We start from the raw sequence: 21,909 nt of genomic DNA, 5'->3' as shown, positions 1-21,909 counted from the left end.
GGCAGATCTCCTCCCTCGTCCTCCTCAAGCCGTCACGGCCTGGGCGAGTTGCGTCTCGCTCCAGCGATAGTGCTGCTTCTCGACATTGTCGGCCACGCGCTGGCGCATCTGGTCCATGTCGATCTGATGCACGCTGCCCGAGCCCGCCAGATCGAGCGCATGGGCAGCAGCCATGCCCATCGCCATGCAGGGGCCCATGACCCTCACGCTCGAAAGGGCTGCCGAATCCGCGTCGATGCAGCGGCCGGCCGCCACGACGTTGTGGCAGTCGCGCGAAACCAGGCTACCGAGCGGGATGTAGTGGGCATGATCCTCGTCGAAGACGATCCAGTGATGGCCGTCGCCATGGTCGTGCAGCTCGATCGGCCATGCGGTGCGGCCGATGGCGTCGTCGAACTTCGTCTGGGCCTTGATCTCGTCCACCGTCAGATGGTGCCGGCCGACGATCCAACGCGTCTGGCGGATGCCCGGCAGGCCGAAGGAGCGCACCCGCGCATTGCCGTAGCATTCGGGGAATTCCTTCTTCAGGAACTCCACCGCGCGCGAGGCCTGCTCCTTGCCTTCCAGCGCCTTGGCGGAGGCTTCGACCGGATCGAGCGGCGTTTCCACATGGGTCATGTTCATGGCCGCGATGCCACGGCCGGGAATGGTGAAGCCCAGGCCCTCGCGGCGCAGCAGGCCGTACTGATCGCCCTTTTCCTTCATGCGCGCGGAGATTTCCTCGCGCGGCGGCTGGCGCGCCTCGTCGATGTGTTCGAGCACGACCATCTGGGTGCCGAAGACGCGATGATTGGCGGGCTCGCGGCAGGGAAAGCCGGCCTGCCACAGAAGGGCCGCATCGCCGCTGGCATCGATGAACCCCTCCGCCTCGACGGTCACCGCACCATAGCGCGTCATGAAGTCGACGCTGGCGATCCGGTCGTTTTCGACCCGGGCATCCATGATGGTCGCCCCGAGGATAGGCGTCACGCCGGCGCCGAGAATGCTGGTTTCGACCCAGCGCCCGAGCGTCACCTCGTCATAATAGACCACAGTGGTGCGCGGACCGTTGCGGTAATGCACCGCCTGTTCATGCGCCTCGAGATAGGAAAGCAGATCGTCGGCCACGCCATAGGTGAACTGGTAGCCATGCGTCCCGTTCGAGAACAGGCCGCAGAAGGTGGCGATGATGGAATTGACCGCCTGGCCGCCGAGCGAGGGCTGGCTGTCGACGAGGATGACCTTGCGGCCGAGCTTGGCGGCCTGGAGCGCGGCCGTGATGCCCGCGATGCCGGCCCCGACCACGCAGATATCGGCAGCCAGCTTGCGCGGCGCGGATTTGGCCTGACGGCGAACGATGACGGTTTCGGTGCTCGGCGAAGCGGCCATTCCAATTCCTCCCGATCCGGCGCCTGCGCGTTTTCCTCCCGCACGGGCCAGTCTTCTCATTCCGTGAGACACACTACACAGTTGTGCAGCGCGAAAAAAAGAGGCAATTCATGCAAGGAGCTTTCGCGTTTCGCGAATGATGATTGTTTGCCGGGAGGCCGCGATGGATACGCTCGACAATATGAGGACCTTCATCAACGTGGTGAAAGCAGGCAGCTTTTCGGCGGCCGCACGGGCGATGAACACGGTGCCGTCGGTGGTCGCCAAGCGGATCAACCAGCTGGAACACACGATGAAGGCGCCGCTCTTCCACCGTTCCACCCGGCGGCTCGAATTGACGAATGTCGGGCATCGCTGCCACGCGCGCTTCCTGTCGATCGTCACAGACGTGGACCACGCCTTCAAGGACATCGGCGGATCGGGCACGCGCCTGGAGGAGCGCCTGCGCATCAAGTGCCCCACCACGCTGACGGTCGTCCATTTCGGGGACCTGCTGACCCGCTTCCAGGCCGCGCATCCGGGCGTCAGATTGGAGCTGGTGCTGCTCGACCGCTCGGTCAATCCGCTGGAGGAAGCCTTCGACGTGGCCATCGGCGCCCTGCCGACCTCCTACGCCAGTGTCGCCGACATTCCGCTATGTCCCATGCCGCGCACCGTCATTGCCGCGCCGGGCTATCTGGAGCGGGCAGGCACGCCAACCGACCCGCGCGACCTCAGGAACCATGATTGCCTTTCCTTCCTCGCCACCGGGACCAACTGGCAGTTCAAGGGCGCCGGCGAAATGATCACCGTGGACGTGCCCACCAATTTCAGCGTCAACGACAGCCATGTGCTGCTGCGCGCGGTGGAGGAGGATATGGGCATCGCGATGCTGGCCCGGCACATCGCCCGCGCCAGCCTCGAGGCTGGGCGCGTGGTCGAGGTTCTGCGTCACTTTCCCGTGCCCGATCTCTGGGTGAAGGCGCTGGTGCCGGAAAACCGTCGCAAGAGCCCTGCCATCCGCGCCCTGCTCGAATGGCTGATCGATGCCTGCCAGCCGCTGGCCCCATGGGACCGCCCGCCCTTCAGATGACGAAGATCGCGGATGCGGCGCTAGCCGCCCGCGCAATCCTCTTCTCAAGTGGCTAGCGGAGCGAACGCCCGAAAAGACCGGCCACCTGCGACAGGTCTGCCTTTATGAGGACGCGTACGGTCTTCGGCCCGAGCCGTCCGCTGGGATCGACGACAGTCATGCCGCGCGTCAGCCCCGGAGCGAGCGCAACCGACACAGCCGCCGGCAGCATCTCGGTGGCGATGGCCGGATCTATGACCACCGCTGCGGCCAGTGGATCAACAAAACGGAAGATGTCGCCATGCCCATAACCCGCCGTGACGCGCCTGGCGTGATCGGCGAGTGCCCTGGCGAAGCGGGAGACATCTGTCTCATCCATTCCGGCGAACAGATCGTCCACGGCCGGACCGTCCACGAAGTGTGCCGCACAGGTCTCCCAGGGCACGAGCACGATGTCGAGACCTGCCGAGAAGACGATCTCGGCGGCTTCCGGATCGGCATAGATATTGAACTCGGCCGCCGGAGTGACATTACCACGGCCGTTGACTGTTCCACCCATGATGGTCAGCTGGCCAATACCCGCCGCACATGCGGGGTCGGCACGCAGGACGAGCGCGATATTGGTCAAAGGTCCGATGGCGAGGATGTCGACGGCCTGCCCTTGCGCGGCCGCCTCGGCCAGGCAGGCGCGGAGAAACTCCACGGCATCGGCGCTTGCCGGCGCTGCCGCCGCGGCAGGCCGGGGCGCACCGCCAAGACCGTCCGCGCCATGGATGGCCGCGGCATCGATGACCGGCTGCACGAGCGGGCGTGACGCACCCTCGTGAACGGGAATGCCGTGATTCAACACGCTGAGCGTATCGAGAATGTTGCGCGTCGCCTGCGCGCGGCCGACATTGCCGAATGTGGTGGTGATGGCGTCCGGCGCGCGGCCGCCGGCCACGAGCATCATCAGCGCCTGGGCGTCATCCACGCCGCCATCGGTATCGAGTATCAGCCTGTTGGTCATGCGTGTCGCCTGATTGAATCGTTCCACTGGGGCCAGATAGCCTGCGCCCGACCGGCTGTCATCGCCCAAATCCACGACCCAGCCGACCAAGCCCACCTCCCACCGGCGAGGCCGTTGTCCTGCCAACCCGTGCCGTGAATTCGTGTCGGCGATTGTGACGATCGCAAACCACGCGCGCCGCGTGTGCCCTATAAATGAGCTTGCCCTGTGGATGGACAAAAATTAGGCTTTCGGCACATCCGCGTTCCGTTAGAAGTCGCGGCCGACAAATCAGAAAGGAATTGCCTCCATGAACATCGCAAGGGGAACAGCCCTCTCCGTCCTCGCTGTGGCGGCCGCCATGGCGGCGACGCCGGCCATGTCGAAGACCCTCACCATTTCCTGGTGGGGCTTCAATGGCGACAAGCTGCAGGAGATCATCCTGGATCCCTTCCAGGAGATGTGCGAATGCGAGATCGTCATTGAGACCGGCAACAATGCCGATCGTCTCAACCGCGTCCAGATGCGCCAGGGCGGCGGCGTCGATGTCATCTATCTGACCGACAGCTTCTCCCAGATGGGCGCCGAACTCGGCCTGTTCCAGCCGGTCGACCGCTCGATGGTTCCCAACATCGAAGGCCTCTACGAGATGGCCCAGGCGCCTCAGGGCGAATACGGCCCGGCCTATACGATCGGCCGCGTCGGCATCGTCTACGACACCGCGCAGGTGGATGAACCCATCACCTCGTGGAACGATCTGTGGCGCGAGGACCTCGCTTCCTCGATTTCGCTGCCCGGCATCACGACGACCGCTGGTCCGATGGTCGTGTTGAAGGCCGGCGAACATGCCGGCACGGACGCATTCGAAGACGCCGGCCCCGCCTTCGCCTCCCTCGAGGAATTGCGCCCCAACGTCGTGAAGAACTACAATACCGGTTCAGAGATGATCAATCTGTTCTCGACCGGCGAGATCACGACATCCATCGCGCAGGATTTCGCGCTCGGCCAGATCAAGGCAGCGGTGCCGACGGTCGAATGGGCCGATCTCGAGGAAGGCTCGATCGCCACGCTGAACACCATCAACATCCCCGCGGGCGCAGCAGAGGTCGAACTGGCGCATGAGTACATCAACTTCGTGCTCTCGCCGGAAATCCAGCAGCGCCTGGCAGAGGAGGGCATCGACGCGCCCGTCCACACAGCTGTCGACCTCACCGACGAGCAGGCCGCGCAGTGGACCTATGGCGACGACATGATCTCCAGCCTGCAGCGCATCGACTACACCAAGATGAACGCCGCCAAGGAAGAGTGGATCGACCGCTGGAACGAAACCTTCGGCATGTAAGCGCCGGCTGACAACCGCAATCGCTTTCGGGGCGGCGCCGGCCGCCCCGTTTGCTTGACCGCCGCACGCGCGGCGGATCCTATCGAAGAGATATCGTCACATGAAACGCTTCGCAGGCTGGATCATGGCGTCGCCCGCGACGCTGGCGGTCGTGATCTTCCTGATCTTGCCGGTCGCCGCAACGATCAGCGTCACCTTCACCGACCCGCGCGGATTGCTCGGCCCCTACATCTGGTATTTCGAGTCCGGCTTCCGCCGCACGGTGCTCTGGCGCACCTTCGAGATCGCCTTCGCGACGACGGTCATCTCTCTCTTCGTCGGGTTTCTCACAGCCTACGTCGTCTCCAAGAGCCCACCCTGGCTGAAGTCCATCCTCATCGTGCTTGCCGTCTTTCCGCTGCTGACGGGCGTGGTGGTGCGCTCCTTCGCCTGGCTGATCGTTCTGGGCCGAAACGGCATCCTCAACAATTTCATGCAGTGGATCGGCCTCACCGACGCGCCGGTGACCATGCTCTACACGCAGGGCGCGGTGATCGTGGCGATGGTCTATCTCTTCGTGCCGCTGATGGTTCTGGTGCTCGTCGGCGTCCTCGACAACATTCCCGACGATCTGGTGCAAGCCTCCGCCTCGCTCGGCGCCACGCCGGTCGGCACCTTCCGGCAGGTGATCCTGCCGCTCGCCACACCCGGTCTCATCGTCGGCGCGGTGCTGGTCTTTACCGCGAGCTTCACCTCCTATGCCACCCCACATCTTCTGGGCGGCGACCAGCAGATGGTCATGGGCACCTTCCTGCACCAGCGGGCGATGGTCGCCTTCGACTGGGCCGGCGCCTCGACGATTGCGGCGATCATGGTGGTCGTGACCATCGTCACGGTGCTGGTCATGACGCGCATCGCGCGCCGCCTGAACCCGATGGCGGTGTGAGATGACAACACGCGTGAACCCATTCCTGATCGCCTTTGCCGCGCTGGTCTATCTGTTCCTGCTGGGCCCGCTGATCATCATCTTCGGCGCGTCGGTGAGTGACACGAGCTACCTGACCTTCCCGCCGCAGGGTTTCACTCTGCACTGGTTCGAGAACATCTGGAACATCAGCGCCTTCAGGCGCACGATCGTCACCTCGCTGCAGATCGCGTTCCTGGCGACCGGCCTTGCACTCATCATCGGCATCCCAGCGGCCTACGCTCTCAACCGCTACCGAATCCAGTTGCCGGGCTGGCTCTCGACGCTGTTCATCCTGCCGATCCTGGTGCCGGAGATCGTGCTTGGCTTCTCGCTGCTGCGCTCGATCAATGTGGGCGCCGGCTTCCCGATCTTCATGACGCTGCTGATCGGCCACACGCTGCTCGTCCTGCCCTATGTGGTGCGGGTGATTTCGGCGGCACTCTCCTCCTTCGACTTCAGCATCGAGGAGGCCGCCATCAGCCTCGGCAGCCCGCCGCTGAAGACGTTCTTCACCATCGTGCTGCCGAATGTCCGGGCGGGCGTGATCGCCGCCTTCATCCTGGCCTTCATCACCTCGATCAACGACGTGTCGGTCTCGCTGTTCCTGACCGGGCCGGGCATCTCAACGCTGCCGATTCAGATCCTGGCCCATGTCGAGCAGTTCTTCGATCCGACCATCGCATCGGTCTCGGTGCTGCTGATGGTCCTGACGGTCATCGTGATGGCCATCGTCGAACGCACGCTCGGCCTGACCATCGTCGCGAAATAAGGGATAATCCCGTGAGCCTTCCCCTATCCATTCAGTCCGTCACGGCCCATTACGGCACCACCAAGGTGCTCGAGGATCTTTCCCTCGACATCCGCGACGGTGAACTCGTCTCGCTTCTCGGCGCGTCGGGCTGCGGCAAGACGACGACGCTGCGTCTCGTGGCCGGGTTCCTGGAGCCGACCTCGGGCACGATCCGGCTCGGCGACAAGGATCTGACGCGCCTGCCGGCCCACGCGCGCAACATTGGCCTGGTCTTTCAGAACTACGCCCTGTTTCCGCATCTGAGCGTGCGCGAGAATGTCGGCTTCGGCCTCAAGCAGCGCGGTGTGGCTTCCGCCGATCGCAACCGCAAAGCCACGCAGATGCTGGAGCGCGTCGGCCTCGCCCATCTCGCCGACCGTCTGCCGGCCGCGCTGTCAGGCGGCCAGAAGCAGCGCGTCGCCCTGGCGCGTGCGCTCGTCATCGAGCCGCCGCTGCTAATGTTCGACGAGCCTCTGTCCAATCTCGATGCCAAGCTGCGCGTGGACATGCGCGTCGAGATTCGCCAGCTGCAGCGCGCCAACGGTACGACCTCGGTCTATGTGACGCACGACCAGGAGGAGGCCTTCTCGATCTCGGACCGCGTGGCCATCATGAGCGAGGGCCGCATCATGCAGCTCGACACGCCCGAGACGCTCTATCAGCGTCCGGCCAACGCCTTCGTGGCGCGCTTCGTGGGATTCGAGAACCTCATTTCGATGCAGGTCGAGACGCGCGAGGGCGGAAGCGTTGTTGCCCGTACGGCTGATGGCGCGAAGCTGAAGCTGTCGGCCCAGCGCTTCGGCGAGATCCCCGACAGCTTCGTCCTGGCGACACGCCCTGACGGGCTCCTGGTGACGAGCGACCCGTCCACTGGCGGCATCCCCGCCACATTGGGGCTGCGGACCTATCTCGGACGGGCCTACCAGTACCAATGTGAGACCGGAGCCGGCCATCTGGTGGCCAACGGTCCCCTGTCATCTCCCCTCTCCATCGGCGAGAAGGCCTGGCTCGTGCCGGTCATCGATCAATGCGCCATCCTGGCGCCGGAATGAGCAAACGCCTCATCGTCAATGCCTGGGTGCTGGCCGTCGACGAAGCGATGTGCGAGCATCGGCCCGGCTGGATTCATATCGAGGACGACCGGATCGTGGCGCTGGGCGGTGGCGAGCCACCCGCGATTCCCGGTGCCGAGATCCTCGATGTCGAAGGCGACATCGTCCTTCCCGGCATGGTCAACCCGCATTGTCACATGCCGATGAGCCTGTTTCGCGGCCTGGGCGAGGATGTCGACGACCGCCTGTTTCGCTACATGCTACCGCTGGAACGCAAATTCGTGTCGCCCGAGATGGTGCGCATCGGCAGCCGGCTGGCCGCCTATGAGATGATCGCCGGCGGGGTAACCACGGTCGCCGACATGTACTACCACGAGACCGAGATCGGGAAGGTCATCGACGAGGCGGGAATGCGCGGCGTCGTGGGACAGACACTGGCCGATTTCGATCCGCCGGATCACAAGGACTTCGAGGAAGGCTTCGCGCTCGCCGGGGAACTGGTCGAGACCTTCGCCGATCATCCCCGCGTGACGCCATCCATCGCGCCCCACGCGCCCTATTCGACGGGGCCGGCCGTGATGGAAAGGGTTGCGCAATGGGCCGCCGACCATGGCGACCTGCCGATCCAGATCCACCTGGCAGAGACCGAGGCGGAGAGTGCCTGGGCGCGCAAGGAACATGGCGTCTCGACCGTCGAACTCGCCATGCGCACGGGCATCCTGCGCCCCAAGACGGTATGCGCCCATTTCCTGCTCGTGGATGACGCCGACATCCGCATCCTTGCCGAGAGCGGCGCGGCCGTGGCCCACAATGCGCGCTCCAACGGCAAGGGCGGGCGGGGCATGGCACGCGTCGACGACATGCGCGCCGCGGGCATTGCCGTCGGCATCGCCACCGACGGCGCCATGAGCGGGAACACGCTCGACCTCTTCTCGCAATTCGGTGTCGTGTCGATTTTCGCGAAGATTCGCGGACAGTCGCGCAAGCCGATGCCGGCCCGCGACGTCATCCGCATGGCGACCCTGGAAGGAGCACGGGTGCTCGGAATGGATGCTGCCATCGGCTCGCTGGAGCCCGGCAAGCAGGCCGACCTGATCCGGATCGATCTCGCCGCCGCCCGGTTGCATCCCATCTACGACCCCTACGCCATGCTGGTCTTTTCCTCGATGCCGACCGATGTCCGCGATGTGATGGTCGCGGGCGAGTGGATCCTGCGCGATCGCACAGTGACGACGCTGGAAAAGGCCAGCGTGATGCGCGACGCGCTGCAGATGGCCGACCGCTTCCGGTTGGAGATCGCCGCGATCGATGCGGGGCTCGACCAACGATGAGTCCCCGTCAGATCGTCATCGACACCGATCCGGGCCTCGATGATGCGATCGCGATTCTCTTCGCATTGGCCTCCCCCGCTCTTTCCGTGGCCGCTGTCACGACCGTTGCCGGCAACATCGGCCTGGAGCGGACGACCCGGAACGCCGGTCGTCTTCTGGCGGCGGCCGGGCACGACACCATTCCGGTCGCTGCCGGGGCATCCCAGCCATTGGTGGGTCGGGGCATTTCCGAAGAAGCCATTCATGGCGATGACGGGCTGGGCGGGGTGCCCCTGCCTGGCCCCATGTCGCCGCCGGTCGCAACGCCGGCCGCCCGCTTCCTTGCGGAGATGCTCATGTCGCGCCCGGCCGGCAGCATCGACATTCTCGCGCTGGGGCCGCTCACCAACGTTGCGCTGCTTCTGGACGAAAGCCCCGAAGCGGCCGGCCGCATCGGCCGGATCATCGCGATGGGCGGTGCGGTGAACGAACGCGGCAATGTCGGTCCGCGCTCCGAATTCAACCTTGCCTGCGATCCGGAGGCGGCGGCCAGGGTCCTGGAATCGGGGCTTGACGTCACGCTCGTGCCCCTGGACGTGACGCGCAAGGTGCGCGCCGATCGGGACTATCTCGACCGGCTGCGGTCTTCCGGCACCTTGCCGGGCGCGGTGGCGGCCGATCTGATCGCGGCCTATTTCGCCGGCGCGCGCGATCAGGAGAGCCGACCACTGCACGACCCCTGCGTCATGCTGCTTGCGGTGCAGCCCGCGCTGTTCGACGTCCGGCGCATGCGGCTGGCCATCGATTGCGGCAATGGGGTGGATCGCGGGGCGCTGGCGCCCTCGAGCGAGGTGCCGGAGATCGCCGTGGCGATGGATGTCGACGCGAAGGGCGCCCTCGAACTGCTGGCGCAAACACTCACCTGAAAGCCTCAGGCCGAGCGCGCCAGCTCGTGCTCGACCAGCGCCGTCCAGAATCGAACGCCCGTCGGGATCGCCGCGTCGTTGAAATCGTAGCGCGTGTTGTGGTGCAGCGCGCCATCGACGGCCGGTCCGTTACCCAGCCAGACGTAGCAGCCGGGAACCCGCGCGCCGAAGAAGGCAAAGTCGTCGCCCGCCGTGGAGGGCGGGAAGTCCGTCCGCACATTTTCAGCGCCCACAACTCGGCACGCCGCGCGGTAGGCGCTTTCGGTCGCCGCCCGATCGTTGACGACGGGCGGAATACGCCGCAGGAAATCATAGCGCGCCTCAATGCCGAAGGTCGCCGCCACCCCGTGCGCCAGCCTGCCGATCTCTTCCTCCAGGACGTCGCGAACCTCGGCCGAATAGGCGCGCGCCGTCCCCCCGATCCTGACCTCGTCGGGAATCACGTTCAGCGCCCGGAAATCGCCGGCCTCGACCGCACAGGCACTGATGACGGCCGGTTGCAGCGGGTCGACCACCCGCGCCACGATGCTGTGAAGGGCTGTCAGGAAATGCCCGGCCGCCGTAACCGCGTCGCGGCCAAGATGGGGTTTGGCACCATGCGTGCCCACGCCGGTGAACACCACTTCCCATGAATCGGAGGAGGCCAGTTGCGGACCGGCGACAACAGCCATCTCTTCTGTGGCCAGCCCGGGCATGTTGTGGAGACCGAAGGCCGCATCGACGGGGAAGAGGTCGAAGAAGCCCTCGTCAACCATCGCCTTGGCGCCACCCCGGCCTTCCTCAGCCGGCTGGAAGACGAAATGCACCGTGCCGTCGAAATTGCGGGTGCGGGCCAGATGCCGCGCCGCGCCGAGAAGCAGGGTCGTGTGCCCGTCATGGCCGCAGGCGTGCATCGTATTGCCGACCGTCGAGCGATAGGGCCTGTCAGCCAGTTCTGGCATGGCAAGCGCATCCATGTCGGCGCGAAGCGCGATGGCGCGCCCGCCGCTGCCCACCTTCAGGGTGCCGACGACCCCCGTCTTGCCGAGACCCCGATGCACCGCGATGCCCGCCTTCTCGAGCTGCCTTGCCACGATGCCGGCGGTTCGCACCTCCTCGAAGCCCAGTTCCGGGTGGGCGTGCAGATCGCGCCTAAGTTCCGTCAGCGTCTCGATCTCGGCCGCATCCAGGGTGATCGTCGATTCGTCCAGTGCCATATCGCCTGCGATCCGTTATGTGCGTCCTGGCGACCGTGCCGCCGATTCCACAGAGGCCATTGCATGCAGCCCCATCAATACTGGCAGACGCTCGCGCCGCCGCTTTCGCATGACATATCGGAAGGCGCCACCTTCCGCGAGGCCTACCCGGCCGTTCTCCCCGACGGACGGCAATTGCTGCTTCCGATCCGCGTGCTGCCGGGGGATGGTCGTAGCGCGGTCGCCTCATTGATCGTGAATCAGGCGAGTTTCGAAGTCGAGGATGCGCTAAGCGAGGCGATGAGCGACATCGCGCGCCGTCTCGATCCGGATATCATCGTCGGCGTGCCGACGCTGGGTCTGCCACTGGCCAACGGGGTCGCACGCCGCCTTGGCCACACGCGCATGGTGGCCCTCGGAACGTCACGGAAATTCTGGTACGAGGAACAACTGTCCCGGCCGATGCGATCCATCACCAGCCCCGGCCAGGAAAAGCGCCTCTACATCGATCCCCGCATGCTGCCCGTCCTCGAGGGCCGGCGCGTGGTCGTCGTGGACGACGTGGTCAGCACGGGAACCTCCATTGCCGCTGTGCTTGCCCTGCTGGCAGCCGCAAGAGCCGATGTGGTGGGTGTGGTGGCGGCCATGCTGCAGAGCCGGCGGTTCGAAGAGATGCTCACGCGCGCCGATCTGGCGATCGTCCCGCCTGTGGAGGGCGCTATTTCCTCCCCTCTCCTCCGGTCGACACCGGAGGGCTGGGTCAGGGACGCGGCCGGATGATGGCAAGGTCCTGCCTGTGGGTATCCCTTCGCGGCGCTTCGCGGCGGCGGTGCGCAGATGCTAAGGACAGGCGCAGAAAGGGCATCTCATGAAGGTCGACATCGACATGGGCGCCGCGCCGAAAGGCGACCCGGCGAAGCTGGATCTCGAGGAACTGCTGGCCACGCGGCTGCTGGTGCAGGGTAATTCCGGCTCCGGCAAGTCACATCTGTTGCGCCGCCTGCTGGAGCAGAGCGCGCCATGGGTTCAACAATGCATCATCGATCCCGAGGGAGATTTCGTCACGCTGGCCGAACGCTACGGTCACCAGGTCGTCGATGCCGCGCGCACCGAGGCCGAATTGACCCGCATCGCCGCGCGCGTCCGCCAGCACCGCGTCTCCGTCGTGCTCAATCTGGAAGGGCTTGAGGTCGAGCAGCAGATGCGGGCTGCAGCAGCATTCCTGGGCGGCATGTTCGATGCCGACCGCGACTACTGGTATCCGGTGCTGGTGGTGGTCGACGAGGCCCAGCTCTTCGCCCCCGCTGTCGGCGGCGAGGTTTCCGACGAAGCGCGCAAGCTCTCGCTCGGCGCCATGACCAACCTGATGTGCCGGGGACGCAAGCGCGGGCTGGCAGGCGTCATCGCCACGCAGCGCCTGGCAAAGCTTGCCAAGAACGTCGCCGCGGAAGCCTCGAACTTCCTCATGGGCCGCACATTTCTCGACATCGACATGGCGCGCGCCGCCGACCTTCTCGGCATGGACCGCCGCCAGGCCGAGATGTTCCGCGATCTGGCGCGCGGCCATTTCGTGGCGCTCGGGCCCGCGCTCTCGCGCCGCCCCCTGCCGATCACCATCGGCCCGGTCGAGACCTCGGCGCGATCCAGCAGCCCGAAGCTCATTCCCTTGCCCGAAGCACCCGAGAACGCGCTCGATCTGATTCTCACCCCTTCGCCCGACGAGCCCATCGTGCCGATCCGCCGGCCGCAGCCCAAGCCTGTTCCCACCGTCGATCTGCTGGCCCAGATCTCGCGGCCGAAGCCCGCGCCGGAGCCCGTCGAGGAGCCGATGTTTCCTATCGTCGACGAAGCCGAGCGCGAGGCCGGCATCGAGACGGTGCTGCGCGAAATCCTGGAAGATCCGGACGCGGCTTTTCGGTCCGACGCGGTACTCTACCAGGACTTCCTGGTGCGCAGCCGCATCCGCCGCGTGCAGGGCGAACCGCTGCAGCTCGCAGCCTTCCGCCGCCGGCTGGCGGTCGCACGCGCTGGGGTGGACGAGGGATCGGGCGGCGAGACCTGGGCACGGGCGCTCGCGCTTTCGGAAACGCTGCCGGACGATCTTCAGGGCGTCTTTCTGATGGTTGCGCGCGCGGCGACCAACAAGGACCCCTGCCCTTCCGACGCGACGCTCGCGCGCGCCTATGGCAGCCATTCGCCGCGTCGCGCGCGGCGCCTGCTCGCCTATTTCGAGGAGCGGGGACTGCTCGTGGTGCGCACCGACTTCCACGGGCGTCGCGTTCTCGCCTTCCCCGATCTCGAATGTGAGACAGAGCCGGGTCACCCCGATGCGCCTGACGAGACGCAGCGCGACGCCGCGGAATAGGCTAGCCGCGTCAGTCCACGAACAGGTCCGGCTGGGCCGCCGCGATCTTCGGCAGCGACTTGAGTATCTCGGCCAGATGGTCCCGCATCGCCACGGCGGCGGCATCCGCGTCGCCCGTCTCGATGCCCGAGAGGATACGTTCATGCTGGGCGATCAGGGTCTCGACGGGCGTTGCCAGCGGCATGGAGAGGTAGCGGACGCGGTCCATCTGGGCCTTGAGGTTCTCCAGCAGCCGCCAGGCGCGTTCGCAGTCCACGCTCAAGGCAATCGCCTGATGGAATTTCTCGTCCTCGCGCAGGAACCAGGCAATGTCGCCGCGCTGATGCGCTTCGCGCTGCCTTTCCAGCGATTTGGCCATCTTCTCGATGGCCTCCGGCGCAGCCTCGGCGGAAGCCCGTCGTGCCAGCGCGACCTCCACTGCTTCGCGGATGAAACGCGCATTCTCGACTTCCTTGCGCGAGATCAGCACCACAAACGTACCGCGCTGCGGTCGAATCTCAACCAAACCCACCTCGGCGAGCTTGATGAAGGCTTCGCGCACAGGCTGCCGCGAAACCCCTAATTGTTTCGCGACCTCGGCCTCCGAGAGGAGGTTGCCGGGCCGCAACTGAAGCTGGACGATGGCCTGCTTGAGCGCTTCGTAAACGCGATAGCCCATGGTCGCCTGGCGAAGCCGGGCGCTGTCTTCATCAAGTGCGTTCAACTGGAAGGGCATGTTCATGTTGACATCAATTATACTACCATACTAGTCTATTTCAATGACGCGGACAAAGCCAGCCGCGATCAGGGAGGAAATCATGAAATCACTGCCCCTACGAGCGCTTGCGCTCGCCGCCACCGTCAGCATTGCCTGGTCCGCTTCCGCTCTTGCGGCAGATTACCAGCTAAACGTCAACACCGCACTCGCCACGAGCGACCCGCTCTACAAGGGGCTCGAGGCATTTCAGGCCAATGTCGCGGAAGCTTCCGACGGACGCCTGGAGGTGAACCTCTACCCGAATTCGCAGCTCGGCCCCGACGAAGACGTGCTTGAACAGGCCCGCGCCGGCGCACCCGTCGCGGTGGTCGTCGACGGCGGCCGCCTCGCGGTCTTCCAGAACGAGTTCGGCGTGCTCGGCGCGCCCTTCCTGGCGTCCGGCTACGACGGCATCCGCAAGGTTGTCACCTCCGACATGTTCGAGGAGTGGGTGGACAAGCTGCGTGACGCTTCGGGCCACCAGGTCCTGAGCTTCAACTGGTGGCAGGGCGAGCGTCACCTGCTCACCAACAAGGAGATCAACGGACCCGCCGACCTCAACGGCGTGCGCATGCGCACACCTGGCGCGCCGGTATGGATGGAGACGATCAGCGCCATGGGCGCGACGCCGACTCCGATGCCCTGGGGCGAGGTCTATTCGGCGATCCAGCAAAACGTCATCGACGGCGCGGAGGCCCAGCTTCCGGCGATCGTGGGTGCCAATCTCGACGAGGTGGTGACCCACATCACCAAGACCGGCCACATCAACCTGATCACCGGTCTGGTGACCTCGGCGGCGTGGTTCGACAGCCTGCCGGATGACCTCCAGCAGATCGTGCGCGAGGAAGCGCTCAAGGCCGGCGACATCGCCTCCTACGGAACGCAGGATTCGCTCGACCAGATCGAGGCAGACCTGACCGCCAAGGGAGTTGTGATCGCCGAGATCGACACGGAACCGTTCCGTGAAGCCACCGCCGACGTCTACGACAAGCTCGGCTATGGCGAATTGCGCGACCAGCTTCGCGCCATGGCCGAAGAATAGCATCCGGCATCCCTCAAGGCATGGGGCAGGCGCACCGCCTGCCCCGGTCGCGCACAGGAGCACGACATGTCGCGCCGTATCGCCCGGATCGAGCTCTGGCTGGGCATGAGCCTGCTCGCCATCATCGTGGGACTGGTCTTCACGGCCGCCATCATGCGCTTCTTCAACCGCCCGCTGATCTGGTCCGTCGACCTCGCCCAGCTGCTGTTCATCTGGCTCTGCTTCATCGGCGCGACCCGCGCGATGCGCGAGCGTGCGCATCTCGGCGTCGACCTCCTGGTCCGCAACCTTGCGCACCGACACCGCCTTTATCTCGAGATCCTGCTCGCTGTCGTCTTCGTGGTCTTCATGAGCGCGTTGGCATGGGAGGGCTACAAGCTGACCATGCTCAACCGGGAGCGCCTCTTTGGCGATAGCGGCCTCTCCTATGCCTATGTGACCATCGCGGTGCCGGTTGGCTGCCTGTTCCTGACGCTGGCCATCCTCACCAACGGCATCGAAGCCTGGCGCGCGCGTGCCGAAGGTAGCCTCCTCATCTTCAACCGCAATGACGACACCGACATCCATCAGGAGCTTTGACCTTGCTTTTGATCGGCGTCGTCTTTTTCGTACTTCTCCTGCTGGGCGCTCCGGTGGCATTTGCCATCGGCATCTCCGGCTTCATGTTCTTCCTGACCTCGGACATCATGCCGATGTCGATCGGCGTGCAGCGCATCGCCACGGTCTCGCAGAGCTTCCCGCTGCTTGCGGTCCCTTTTTTCGTGCTGGCCGGCCATCTGATAAACGAAAGCGGCATCACCGATCGCCTCTTTCGCTTCTCTCATGTCGCCGTTGCGTGGATGGCCGGAGGACTTGCCCAGGTCTCGATCATCCTGTCGACGCTGATGGGCGGCGTCTCGGGCTCGGCGGTCGCCGACGCGGCCATGCAGGCGCGTATCCTCGGCCCCCGCATGATCAGCCAGGGCTATTCCAAGGGCTACACCGCCGCTGTCATCGCGCTCAGCTCGCTCATCACGGCGACCATCCCTCCTTCCATCGGCCTCATCCTCTACGGCTATGTCGGCCAGGTCTCGATCGGCCAGCTCTTTCTTGCCGGCATCGTGCCGGGCATCCTGATGATGCTCTTTCTCATGGTCGCGGCCTATCTGGTGGCGCGACGGCGCAATTACGTGGTGGCCGATTCCGTACCGCCCACCTGGCGCTCGCTCGGTTCGGCCGCCTGGGATGCCAAATGGGCCCTGCTCTTCCCCGTCCTTCTCGTGATCTCGATCCGGGGCGGGGTCTTCACGCCCTCCGAGGTGGGTGCCTTCGCCGTGGTCTACGCGATGGTCGTGGGCAGACTCGCGCATCGCTCGCTCGGTCTCGCTGCCCTCAAGCGCGCTTTCGGCAAGGCCGTCTCGGACATCGGGCTGATCATGCTCATCATCCTGATGTCGGGCATGATCGGTTTCGCCATCATCTTCCTCCAGGTGCCCCAACAGGTGGCGGGCGTCCTTCTCGAGGGGATCGCCAACCCGCATCTCGTCGTGGCCATCATCCTGCTCAGCCTGTTCCTGGCCGGCCTGCTCTTCGAGAGCACGATCCTGGTGCTGCTGCTCACGCCCATCTTTGTCCCGGTCATCCGCAGCGTGGGCTTCGACCCTGTGCATTTCGGCATTCTGATGATGACGGTCGTCACGCTTGGCTCGATGACGCCACCCGTGGGCGTAGCGATGTACACGGTCTGCAGCCTGCTGAACTGCAAGATCGAGGACTATTTCCGCGAATCGCTTCCCTTCCTTGCGGCCATCGTCGCGCTGGTGGCGGTGCTGCTCTTCATACCCGACATCGTGCTGTTCCTGCCGAGGCTCGCTTTCGGATGAACCCTGACCATTTGATGGCGGCCAGCGCCGCAGGAGCGAGTGCATGAGACAGACGTGGCGCTGGTTCGGACCGAACGACACCGCGAGCATCGACGACATGCTCCAAAGCGGCGTGCAGGGCGTGGTGAGCGCGCTGCACCACGTGCCGACGGGCGCGGTCTGGAGCCCCGAGGAGATCGCCAGAAGGCAGGGCGAGATCGCCGCGCGCCGCAATGGCGAAGCCTCGGGCCTCGCATGGGAAGTCATCGAAAGCCTGCCGGTCTCCGAGGATATCAAGAAGCAGAGCGGCGACTGGCGGGAGCACATCGCCAATTACCGCGCCTCCATGGAAAACATCGCGGCGGCCGGCATTGAGGTGATCTGCTACAATTTCATGCCCGTTCTCGACTGGACACGGACCGACCTCGCCTGGCGGCTACCGCATGGGGGAACCTGCATGCGTTTCGACCTCGTCGACTTCGCTGCCTTCGACCTCTTTGTCCTGGCCCGCAAAGGCGCACCGGCGGACTATTGCGAAGATCTCAAAAGCCGGGCGAAAGCCCGCTTTGCCTCCATGTCGGATGACGTGAAAAGCGCACTGGCAACCAACGTCACCTGCGGGCTTCCTGGCGCTGCCGAAAACCTGACGCTCAAGGGCGTGCGCGCGCATCTCGCCGAATATGACGGCATCGACGCCGGCCAGTTGCGCGGCAATCTCATCGCCTTTCTCGAGGAGATCGTGCCGACCGCCGAAAAGCTCGGACTGCGGCTCTGCTGCCATCCCGACGATCCCCCCTTCCCACTTCTGGGCTTGCCGCGCGTCATGTCGACGGAGGCGGATTACCGCGCGATCCTGGAGGCCGTCGACAGTCCTGCAAACGGCATCACCCTGTGTTCGGGTTCGCTTGGTGCAAGGCCCGACAATGACTTGCCCGGCATGATGCGTCGGCTCGGCCATCGCGTGCATTTCCTGCATCTGCGCAACGTCAAGCGCGATACCGCCGACCAGGTCGGCTCCTTCTTCGAGGCCGAACATCTCGACGGCGACGTCGACATGGTGGCCCTGATCGGCGAAATCCTGGGAGAGGAAGCACGGCGCCGGCAGGAAGGTCGCGACGACCACAACATCCCGATGCGGCCAGACCACGGCCAGGACATTCTCGACGACCTTGGCCGGCGCTCGCAACCGGGTTACCCGACGATTGGCCGCATGAAGGGCCTGGCGGAACTGCGCGGCGTCATGCGCGCGCTGGAACACGGATTCCCGCAATAGGTTGCCCCGAGCTGCCGCAACACCTTTCTTGCGGCGTTTCTAAAATATTTAAGCGACAGCAGCGATCCGGCGAAACCATAATCGCGCGAAACGGTTAGGAAGCGCTGCCCGTCTGTTCCGGGCGCGCCGGATGCTTGGAGCATCCTTCGACGGGCCGGGTTCGGCCATCGACGGGTGCAGCTTTCCGGCAAGAGCGGTCTTCCGGCCGCGGCTTTTCGAAGGGAATGCGACTGTCCATGGGCAAGCGGCCAATCACCAACCAGCAGATGACAACGATCAACGCCATCGAAGCCTACCTGAAACGGTGCAGCAAGAACCAGTTGCTCGTGATATCCCGGGCAGTGGAAGAGGTTCATGCCGACCTCGCCGAATGCGAACTCACGGATGACGAACTGGCGCAGCTCATCGCGCTTCACGCCGTGGCTGCCGGCTTCACCATGATCTCCTTCGACCTCAAGGCTCACCGCTACACGATCGAGTTGCCGGTCGCGTGGTCGGTCCCCGGCTGGCCGATAAAGAGCAGGACTGTCCGCGCGGATTCCGTTGCACTACGGCCTCTGCTGCCTCAGCTCGTAACCGATCCCGCCACCGACATCTGACTTTGAGCGGCCCGGCGAACGGGCCGACGACGCGGAACATGCAGAGGCGCGCCGCCAGCCAAGGGCCAGCGGAGCGCCTTTGTCGACGGTGGTGAGCAAGCTCGTTCAGCCCTGCGGCGTCAGCCGCAGCACCTCGCCGTCTTCATGCTCCGTGAGGAGCCAGATCGAACCGTCGGGATGCACCTGCACGTCGCGGATGCGGCGGCCAATCTCGACCCATTCCTCATCCTGCACGGCGTTGTCGGCAATCGTCAGGCGGATGAACCCCTGCGCAACGAGGCCGCCGATCAGCATGTCGCCGTGCCATTCCTCGAAGGGTCCGCCATCGACGAAGGCCTTGCCGGAGGGCGCCACCGTCTCCTCGAAGAAGTGGAACGGGCCGATCATGCCCTCATTGTCGAGTCCGACGCCGATGGGTGCACCGGAATAGTCCTCGCCCGCCGTGATGTAGGGCCAGCCGTAATTCTGACCGGCTTCGATGAGGTTGACCTCGTCGCCGCCTTCCGGGCCATGCTCGTTGAGCCAGAGCTCACCCGTATGGGGATGGAAGGCGATGCCCTGGGGGTTACGCTTGCCCATGGCGAAGATGTATTCGTTGGGCTCCCCTTCCTCGACCCAGTCTGCCGAAATGAAGGGGCCATCGGGATGGGGTTCGCCTTCATCGGTCATGCGCAGCACGCTGCCGGCCTGATCGGCGCCATCCTGGGCCCGCGAGATGTTCCGGCGATCACCGATGGTCAGATAGATGCTGTTGTCATCGGGATCGAAGGCCATCCGCCCGCCGAAATGCAGGCCGCTCGAATCCTGGTCGTCCTCCTGCATCTCGAAGATGGTTTCGACGTCTTCCAGGCCGGCCTGATCGCCGTTGAAGACGAGTCGCGCCCGATCGATGGCGACGGCAGCCCCACGCTCGGTCGGCTTGGAGTAACTGAAATAGACATAGTCGTTGTCATCGAATTCCGGATGCAGCTTGACGTCGAACAGCCCGGACTGGCTGCGTTCGGTCTCGCCCTCGTAACGGAACACTTCCGGCGATCCGTCGAGCGGATCGGAAAGATCGCCACCGACCGTGCCGATCCTGATGTGGCCGGTATCGCGTTCAGTGACGATGAAGCGGTCCTCGTCGATGAAGGCCAGCGCCCACGGGTGCGCGAGCCCGTCCACAATGGTCTCGACACCGATCTGATAGGCCTGTGTGTCGACCGAGTCGGGCACCTGGGCGGATGCCGGCGCGGCGAGTGCAACGGTGATGGCGGCCGTGCTGACGGCCGTGGCGAATTTGGTAATCATGCGTATCTCCCTTGCTGGGCCGAACGGCGGCCCTGCCGATGGGTGAAATGGAAAGGGGCACGGTCAGAACCGTGCCCCTGTGGTCGGAGAGCGATCGTTCGACTACTGGTCGATCCAGCCGCACACCTGCTCGATGGACGCGGTGATCTGGGCGTCGCCCATGGCGTCCATGTCCTGGCTGAACTCGGTCTCGGTCTCGAACGCGTCGACATCGGAGGCACCTGTTGCGCCGGTCTCGATCTCGCTGTCGATGCCCTGGTCGGCCTCGCCCGTCTCGAACTCGCTGTCGAGGTCGGAAGTGGCGCCCACGTTGGTGCCGCGCTCGACATCGGTATCGACATCCGAAGTGCTGCCGATGGCGGCGCCGGTCTCGATTTCCTCGTCGAGACTCGTGCCGGCCGCCGTGTCGGTTTCGACCTCCGTGTCGAGGTCCGCCGCGCCCGTCTCGATCTCTTCGTCGACGTCCAGATCGGCCAGATCGTCGTCGAGGCCGTTGTCGAGATCCGTATCCATGTCGGCGGCGCCCGTTTCGATTTCAGCGTCCGTGTCGAACTCGGCGACGTCATCGTCGATATCCGTGTCCAGATCCTGGGCCAGATCGCCGGTGCCTGCGCCGTAGCCGGTCGCACCCGCGGTGTCGACCAGCGCGCAATGCGAGCGGATCATGGCCTGCTGATCGGGGCTGAGCCCTTCGAAGTTGTCGCGCACATCGGCTTCGGAGCGCAGAACGCCGCTGTCGGCATCCTCGAACAACGCCTCGCTGATGTCGCCTTCCCAGCCCGCCGGCATGCCTGCGCCATAGCCCGTTTCCATGTCGGTGGTCTGCGCCATGGCGGCGGTGCCGAAGCTGAGTGAAAATGCTACTGCTGCGATGATCCGGGTTTTCATTGACTGTTCCTCTTCCTGTTTTTGTGGGGCTGCCCGTACGCTCGGGTCCCTGCCCTAACCGGCCTTTCCTGGGGATGTTCCAGGAAACCGGCGGAATCCGCGCCCGGAGTCTCGGCAGGTCGGGACGCCAGGATTCGGCGTTTCGCGAGCCGGCTGCGCAGCCAGGCTGGCGAGAACTCCGCGAGAATGCTCGAAAAATAGGAATTCATAGTCTGCTCTCCGCTTAGGTTGGAAACCCAACCCGAAGACGCAGGCACCTGTTCCGCGCGGCTGTTTCGTTCAGCCGCGAACCGCGGACGGCGAGTTGACGGGATGAAGCTCGGAGTTCGTCAAGGCCCCAGAAATCGTGTCCTCGCTCAATTCCTGAAGCAGCCTGAGGCGGCCTCGGTTGAGGCGGCTCTTGACCGTCCCCATCGCGCAACCACAGATCTCGCTGGCCTCTTCATAGCTTTGGCCAAGGACCCCGACGAGCATGATGATCTCGCGCTGTTCCTGGGGAAGGCGCTGAAGAGCGGCCGCGATCTCCTTGCCGCGGGCGGACCATTCCTGCGTCGCGTTGGTCGAAGGCTTGGCGGATATGCAGTCCGCCGCGCCAGGCTGCTCACGCTGGCTACGCTTGATCTGGGTGTAGAAGGTGTTGCGCATGATCGTGAACAGCCACGATTTCATGCTGGTGCCCGGCCGGAACTGATGCATGTTGGCGAGCCCTTTGGAGAGCGTCTCCTGTACGAGGTCGTCCGCCTCGTCTCGATCTCTGTGGAACGTGCGGGCAAACGCACGCAGGGCCGGCAGAAGTTTTACGATCTCGGCTTCGCCGGCAGGCTGCGCCGCCGGCCGCTTCGGTACCATATTCATGGATAGGACCCGTACTCGTATTCCCGCCTGAGGGTTCAATGCAGATCGCGGACGTAGGTTCCGCGGGGCTGG

Annotated in this window: 21 protein-coding genes; 14 read left to right on the top strand and 7 right to left on the bottom strand. The window is 64.9% G+C overall.

Translation table 11 applies throughout. The features are described from left to right. Positions 1-24: 24 nt before the first annotated feature. The gene (locus GRZ55_RS10430; protein WP_169286846.1) at positions 25-1,368 is read right to left on the bottom strand and encodes an FAD-dependent oxidoreductase; all 1,344 of its coding nucleotides are present in this window, start codon (positions 1,366-1,368) and stop codon (positions 25-27) included. A gap of 163 nt (positions 1,369-1,531) precedes the next feature. Here GRZ55_RS10430 and GRZ55_RS10425 point away from each other — a divergent pair, with 163 nt between their 5' ends. Next, positions 1,532-2,440, top strand: a complete 909-nt coding sequence (locus GRZ55_RS10425; RefSeq protein ID WP_169286845.1) for a LysR family transcriptional regulator — start codon at positions 1,532-1,534, stop codon at positions 2,438-2,440. 52 nt (positions 2,441-2,492) lie between these two features. Here the strand turns inward: GRZ55_RS10425 and GRZ55_RS10420 are convergent, their stop codons facing one another. Beyond that, positions 2,493-3,428, bottom strand: a complete 936-nt coding sequence (locus GRZ55_RS10420; RefSeq protein WP_169286844.1) for a nucleoside hydrolase — start codon at positions 3,426-3,428, stop codon at positions 2,493-2,495. Positions 3,429-3,717: 289 nt separating this feature from the next. Between GRZ55_RS10420 and GRZ55_RS10415 the strand changes: the two genes are divergently transcribed. The 6 genes from GRZ55_RS10415 to GRZ55_RS10390 all read left to right on the top strand — a co-directional run bounded on the left by GRZ55_RS10415 (position 3,718) and on the right by GRZ55_RS10390 (position 9,773). Beyond that, entirely contained in the window at positions 3,718-4,749 is a 1,032-nt protein-coding gene (locus GRZ55_RS10415; protein ID WP_169286843.1) for an ABC transporter substrate-binding protein, read from the top strand. 100 nt (positions 4,750-4,849) lie between these two features. Next, entirely contained in the window at positions 4,850-5,674 is an 825-nt protein-coding gene (locus GRZ55_RS10410; protein ID WP_169286842.1) for an ABC transporter permease, read from the top strand. A gap of 1 nt (position 5,675) precedes the next feature. After that, a complete protein-coding gene (locus tag GRZ55_RS10405) occupies positions 5,676-6,464 on the top strand; it encodes an ABC transporter permease (protein ID WP_169286841.1) in 789 nt (262 codons plus the stop codon). An 11-nt stretch (positions 6,465-6,475) separates the two neighbouring features. Beyond that, complete coding sequence (locus tag GRZ55_RS10400; protein WP_169286840.1) at positions 6,476-7,537, top strand: ABC transporter ATP-binding protein; 1,062 nt, start codon at positions 6,476-6,478, stop codon at positions 7,535-7,537. Then, positions 7,534-8,868 (top strand): amidohydrolase family protein, encoded by a 1,335-nt coding sequence (locus GRZ55_RS10395; RefSeq protein ID WP_169286839.1) that lies wholly within the window; start codon positions 7,534-7,536, stop codon positions 8,866-8,868. The genes GRZ55_RS10400 and GRZ55_RS10395 overlap by 4 nt, the downstream gene beginning before the upstream one ends. Then, entirely contained in the window at positions 8,865-9,773 is a 909-nt protein-coding gene (locus GRZ55_RS10390) for a nucleoside hydrolase (protein ID WP_169286838.1), read from the top strand. The genes GRZ55_RS10395 and GRZ55_RS10390 overlap by 4 nt, the downstream gene beginning before the upstream one ends. Before the next feature lie 5 nt (positions 9,774-9,778). Here the strand turns inward: GRZ55_RS10390 and GRZ55_RS10385 are convergent, their stop codons facing one another. Next, entirely contained in the window at positions 9,779-10,969 is a 1,191-nt protein-coding gene (locus GRZ55_RS10385; protein ID WP_169286837.1) for a M20 aminoacylase family protein, read from the bottom strand. A 63-nt stretch (positions 10,970-11,032) separates the two neighbouring features. Between GRZ55_RS10385 and GRZ55_RS10380 the strand changes: the two genes are divergently transcribed. Continuing rightward, positions 11,033-11,728 carry a phosphoribosyltransferase gene (locus tag GRZ55_RS10380; protein ID WP_169286836.1) on the top strand — a complete coding sequence of 232 codons (696 nt, stop codon included), beginning with the start codon at positions 11,033-11,035 and terminating at the stop codon, positions 11,726-11,728. Between the two features lie 88 nt (positions 11,729-11,816). Next, positions 11,817-13,313 carry an ATP-binding protein gene (locus GRZ55_RS10375; RefSeq protein WP_169286835.1) on the top strand — a complete coding sequence of 499 codons (1,497 nt, stop codon included), beginning with the start codon at positions 11,817-11,819 and terminating at the stop codon, positions 13,311-13,313. 10 nt (positions 13,314-13,323) lie between these two features. On the opposite strand, the gene GRZ55_RS10370 is transcribed toward GRZ55_RS10375, so the two are convergent. Then, positions 13,324-14,034: a GntR family transcriptional regulator gene (locus GRZ55_RS10370; protein ID WP_246734662.1), complete on the bottom strand. Its 711-nt coding sequence runs from the start codon at positions 14,032-14,034 to the stop codon at positions 13,324-13,326. Between the two features lie 76 nt (positions 14,035-14,110). Between GRZ55_RS10370 and GRZ55_RS10365 the strand changes: the two genes are divergently transcribed. The 5 genes from GRZ55_RS10365 (at position 14,111) to GRZ55_RS10345 (ending at position 18,804) form a co-directional block, all read left to right on the top strand. Continuing rightward, the gene (locus GRZ55_RS10365; RefSeq protein ID WP_169286834.1) at positions 14,111-15,091 is read left to right on the top strand and encodes a C4-dicarboxylate TRAP transporter substrate-binding protein; all 981 of its coding nucleotides are present in this window, start codon (positions 14,111-14,113) and stop codon (positions 15,089-15,091) included. A gap of 66 nt (positions 15,092-15,157) precedes the next feature. Beyond that, positions 15,158-15,670 (top strand): TRAP transporter small permease, encoded by a 513-nt coding sequence (locus tag GRZ55_RS10360; RefSeq protein ID WP_169286833.1) that lies wholly within the window; start codon positions 15,158-15,160, stop codon positions 15,668-15,670. A 2-nt stretch (positions 15,671-15,672) separates the two neighbouring features. Continuing rightward, a complete protein-coding gene (locus GRZ55_RS10355; protein WP_169286832.1) occupies positions 15,673-16,953 on the top strand; it encodes a TRAP transporter large permease in 1,281 nt (426 codons plus the stop codon). Positions 16,954-16,996: 43 nt separating this feature from the next. After that, on the top strand, positions 16,997-18,205 hold the full coding sequence (uxuA, locus tag GRZ55_RS10350) for a mannonate dehydratase (protein ID WP_169286831.1): 1,209 nt from the start codon (positions 16,997-16,999) through the stop codon (positions 18,203-18,205). A 236-nt stretch (positions 18,206-18,441) separates the two neighbouring features. Further along, positions 18,442-18,804, top strand: coding sequence for a hypothetical protein (locus GRZ55_RS10345; protein ID WP_169286830.1), 363 nt, complete (start codon positions 18,442-18,444; stop codon positions 18,802-18,804). Positions 18,805-18,909: 105 nt separating this feature from the next. Here GRZ55_RS10345 and GRZ55_RS10340 read toward each other — a convergent pair whose 3' ends face one another. The 3 genes from GRZ55_RS10340 to GRZ55_RS10330 form a co-directional block, all read right to left on the bottom strand. Continuing rightward, the gene (locus tag GRZ55_RS10340) at positions 18,910-20,094 is read right to left on the bottom strand and encodes a PQQ-dependent sugar dehydrogenase (protein ID WP_169286829.1); all 1,185 of its coding nucleotides are present in this window, start codon (positions 20,092-20,094) and stop codon (positions 18,910-18,912) included. Positions 20,095-20,196: 102 nt separating this feature from the next. Next, a complete protein-coding gene (locus GRZ55_RS10335) occupies positions 20,197-20,982 on the bottom strand; it encodes a hypothetical protein (RefSeq protein ID WP_169286828.1) in 786 nt (261 codons plus the stop codon). Between the two features lie 279 nt (positions 20,983-21,261). After that, positions 21,262-21,837 (bottom strand): sigma-70 family RNA polymerase sigma factor, encoded by a 576-nt coding sequence (locus tag GRZ55_RS10330; protein ID WP_246734660.1) that lies wholly within the window; start codon positions 21,835-21,837, stop codon positions 21,262-21,264. Positions 21,838-21,909 lie beyond the last annotated feature (72 nt).

Origin of the sequence: Chelativorans sp. ZYF759 (genome assembly GCF_012911015.1) — a bacterium.
Taxonomy (GTDB): Bacteria; Pseudomonadota; Alphaproteobacteria; order Rhizobiales; family Rhizobiaceae; genus ZYF759.
Note: the sequence above shows the minus strand (reverse complement) of the source record. Positions and strands in the feature narration are given on the sequence as shown.

What these genes read in the sequence shown, in the direction of transcription:
- GRZ55_RS10430 (WP_169286846.1), bottom strand. Translation starts at nt 1,368, where the DNA reads ATGGCCGCTTCGCCGAGCACCGAAACCGTCATCGTTCGCCGTCAGGCC.
- GRZ55_RS10425 (WP_169286845.1), top strand. Translation starts at nt 1,532, where the DNA reads ATGGATACGCTCGACAATATGAGGACCTTCATCAACGTGGTGAAAGCA.
- GRZ55_RS10420 (WP_169286844.1), bottom strand. Translation starts at nt 3,428, where the DNA reads ATGACCAACAGGCTGATACTCGATACCGATGGCGGCGTGGATGACGCC.
- GRZ55_RS10415 (WP_169286843.1), top strand. Translation starts at nt 3,718, where the DNA reads ATGAACATCGCAAGGGGAACAGCCCTCTCCGTCCTCGCTGTGGCGGCC.
- GRZ55_RS10410 (WP_169286842.1), top strand. Translation starts at nt 4,850, where the DNA reads ATGAAACGCTTCGCAGGCTGGATCATGGCGTCGCCCGCGACGCTGGCG.
- GRZ55_RS10405 (WP_169286841.1), top strand. Translation starts at nt 5,676, where the DNA reads ATGACAACACGCGTGAACCCATTCCTGATCGCCTTTGCCGCGCTGGTC.
- GRZ55_RS10395 (WP_169286839.1), top strand. Translation starts at nt 7,534, where the DNA reads ATGAGCAAACGCCTCATCGTCAATGCCTGGGTGCTGGCCGTCGACGAA.
- GRZ55_RS10390 (WP_169286838.1), top strand. Translation starts at nt 8,865, where the DNA reads ATGAGTCCCCGTCAGATCGTCATCGACACCGATCCGGGCCTCGATGAT.
- GRZ55_RS10385 (WP_169286837.1), bottom strand. Translation starts at nt 10,969, where the DNA reads ATGGCACTGGACGAATCGACGATCACCCTGGATGCGGCCGAGATCGAG.
- GRZ55_RS10380 (WP_169286836.1), top strand. Translation starts at nt 11,033, where the DNA reads ATGCAGCCCCATCAATACTGGCAGACGCTCGCGCCGCCGCTTTCGCAT.
- GRZ55_RS10375 (WP_169286835.1), top strand. Translation starts at nt 11,817, where the DNA reads ATGAAGGTCGACATCGACATGGGCGCCGCGCCGAAAGGCGACCCGGCG.
- GRZ55_RS10370 (WP_246734662.1), bottom strand. Translation starts at nt 14,034, where the DNA reads ATGAACATGCCCTTCCAGTTGAACGCACTTGATGAAGACAGCGCCCGG.
- GRZ55_RS10365 (WP_169286834.1), top strand. Translation starts at nt 14,111, where the DNA reads ATGAAATCACTGCCCCTACGAGCGCTTGCGCTCGCCGCCACCGTCAGC.
- GRZ55_RS10360 (WP_169286833.1), top strand. Translation starts at nt 15,158, where the DNA reads ATGTCGCGCCGTATCGCCCGGATCGAGCTCTGGCTGGGCATGAGCCTG.
- uxuA (WP_169286831.1), top strand. Translation starts at nt 16,997, where the DNA reads ATGAGACAGACGTGGCGCTGGTTCGGACCGAACGACACCGCGAGCATC.
- GRZ55_RS10345 (WP_169286830.1), top strand. Translation starts at nt 18,442, where the DNA reads ATGGGCAAGCGGCCAATCACCAACCAGCAGATGACAACGATCAACGCC.
- GRZ55_RS10340 (WP_169286829.1), bottom strand. Translation starts at nt 20,094, where the DNA reads ATGATTACCAAATTCGCCACGGCCGTCAGCACGGCCGCCATCACCGTT.
- GRZ55_RS10335 (WP_169286828.1), bottom strand. Translation starts at nt 20,982, where the DNA reads ATGAAAACCCGGATCATCGCAGCAGTAGCATTTTCACTCAGCTTCGGC.
- GRZ55_RS10330 (WP_246734660.1), bottom strand. Translation starts at nt 21,837, where the DNA reads ATGAATATGGTACCGAAGCGGCCGGCGGCGCAGCCTGCCGGCGAAGCC.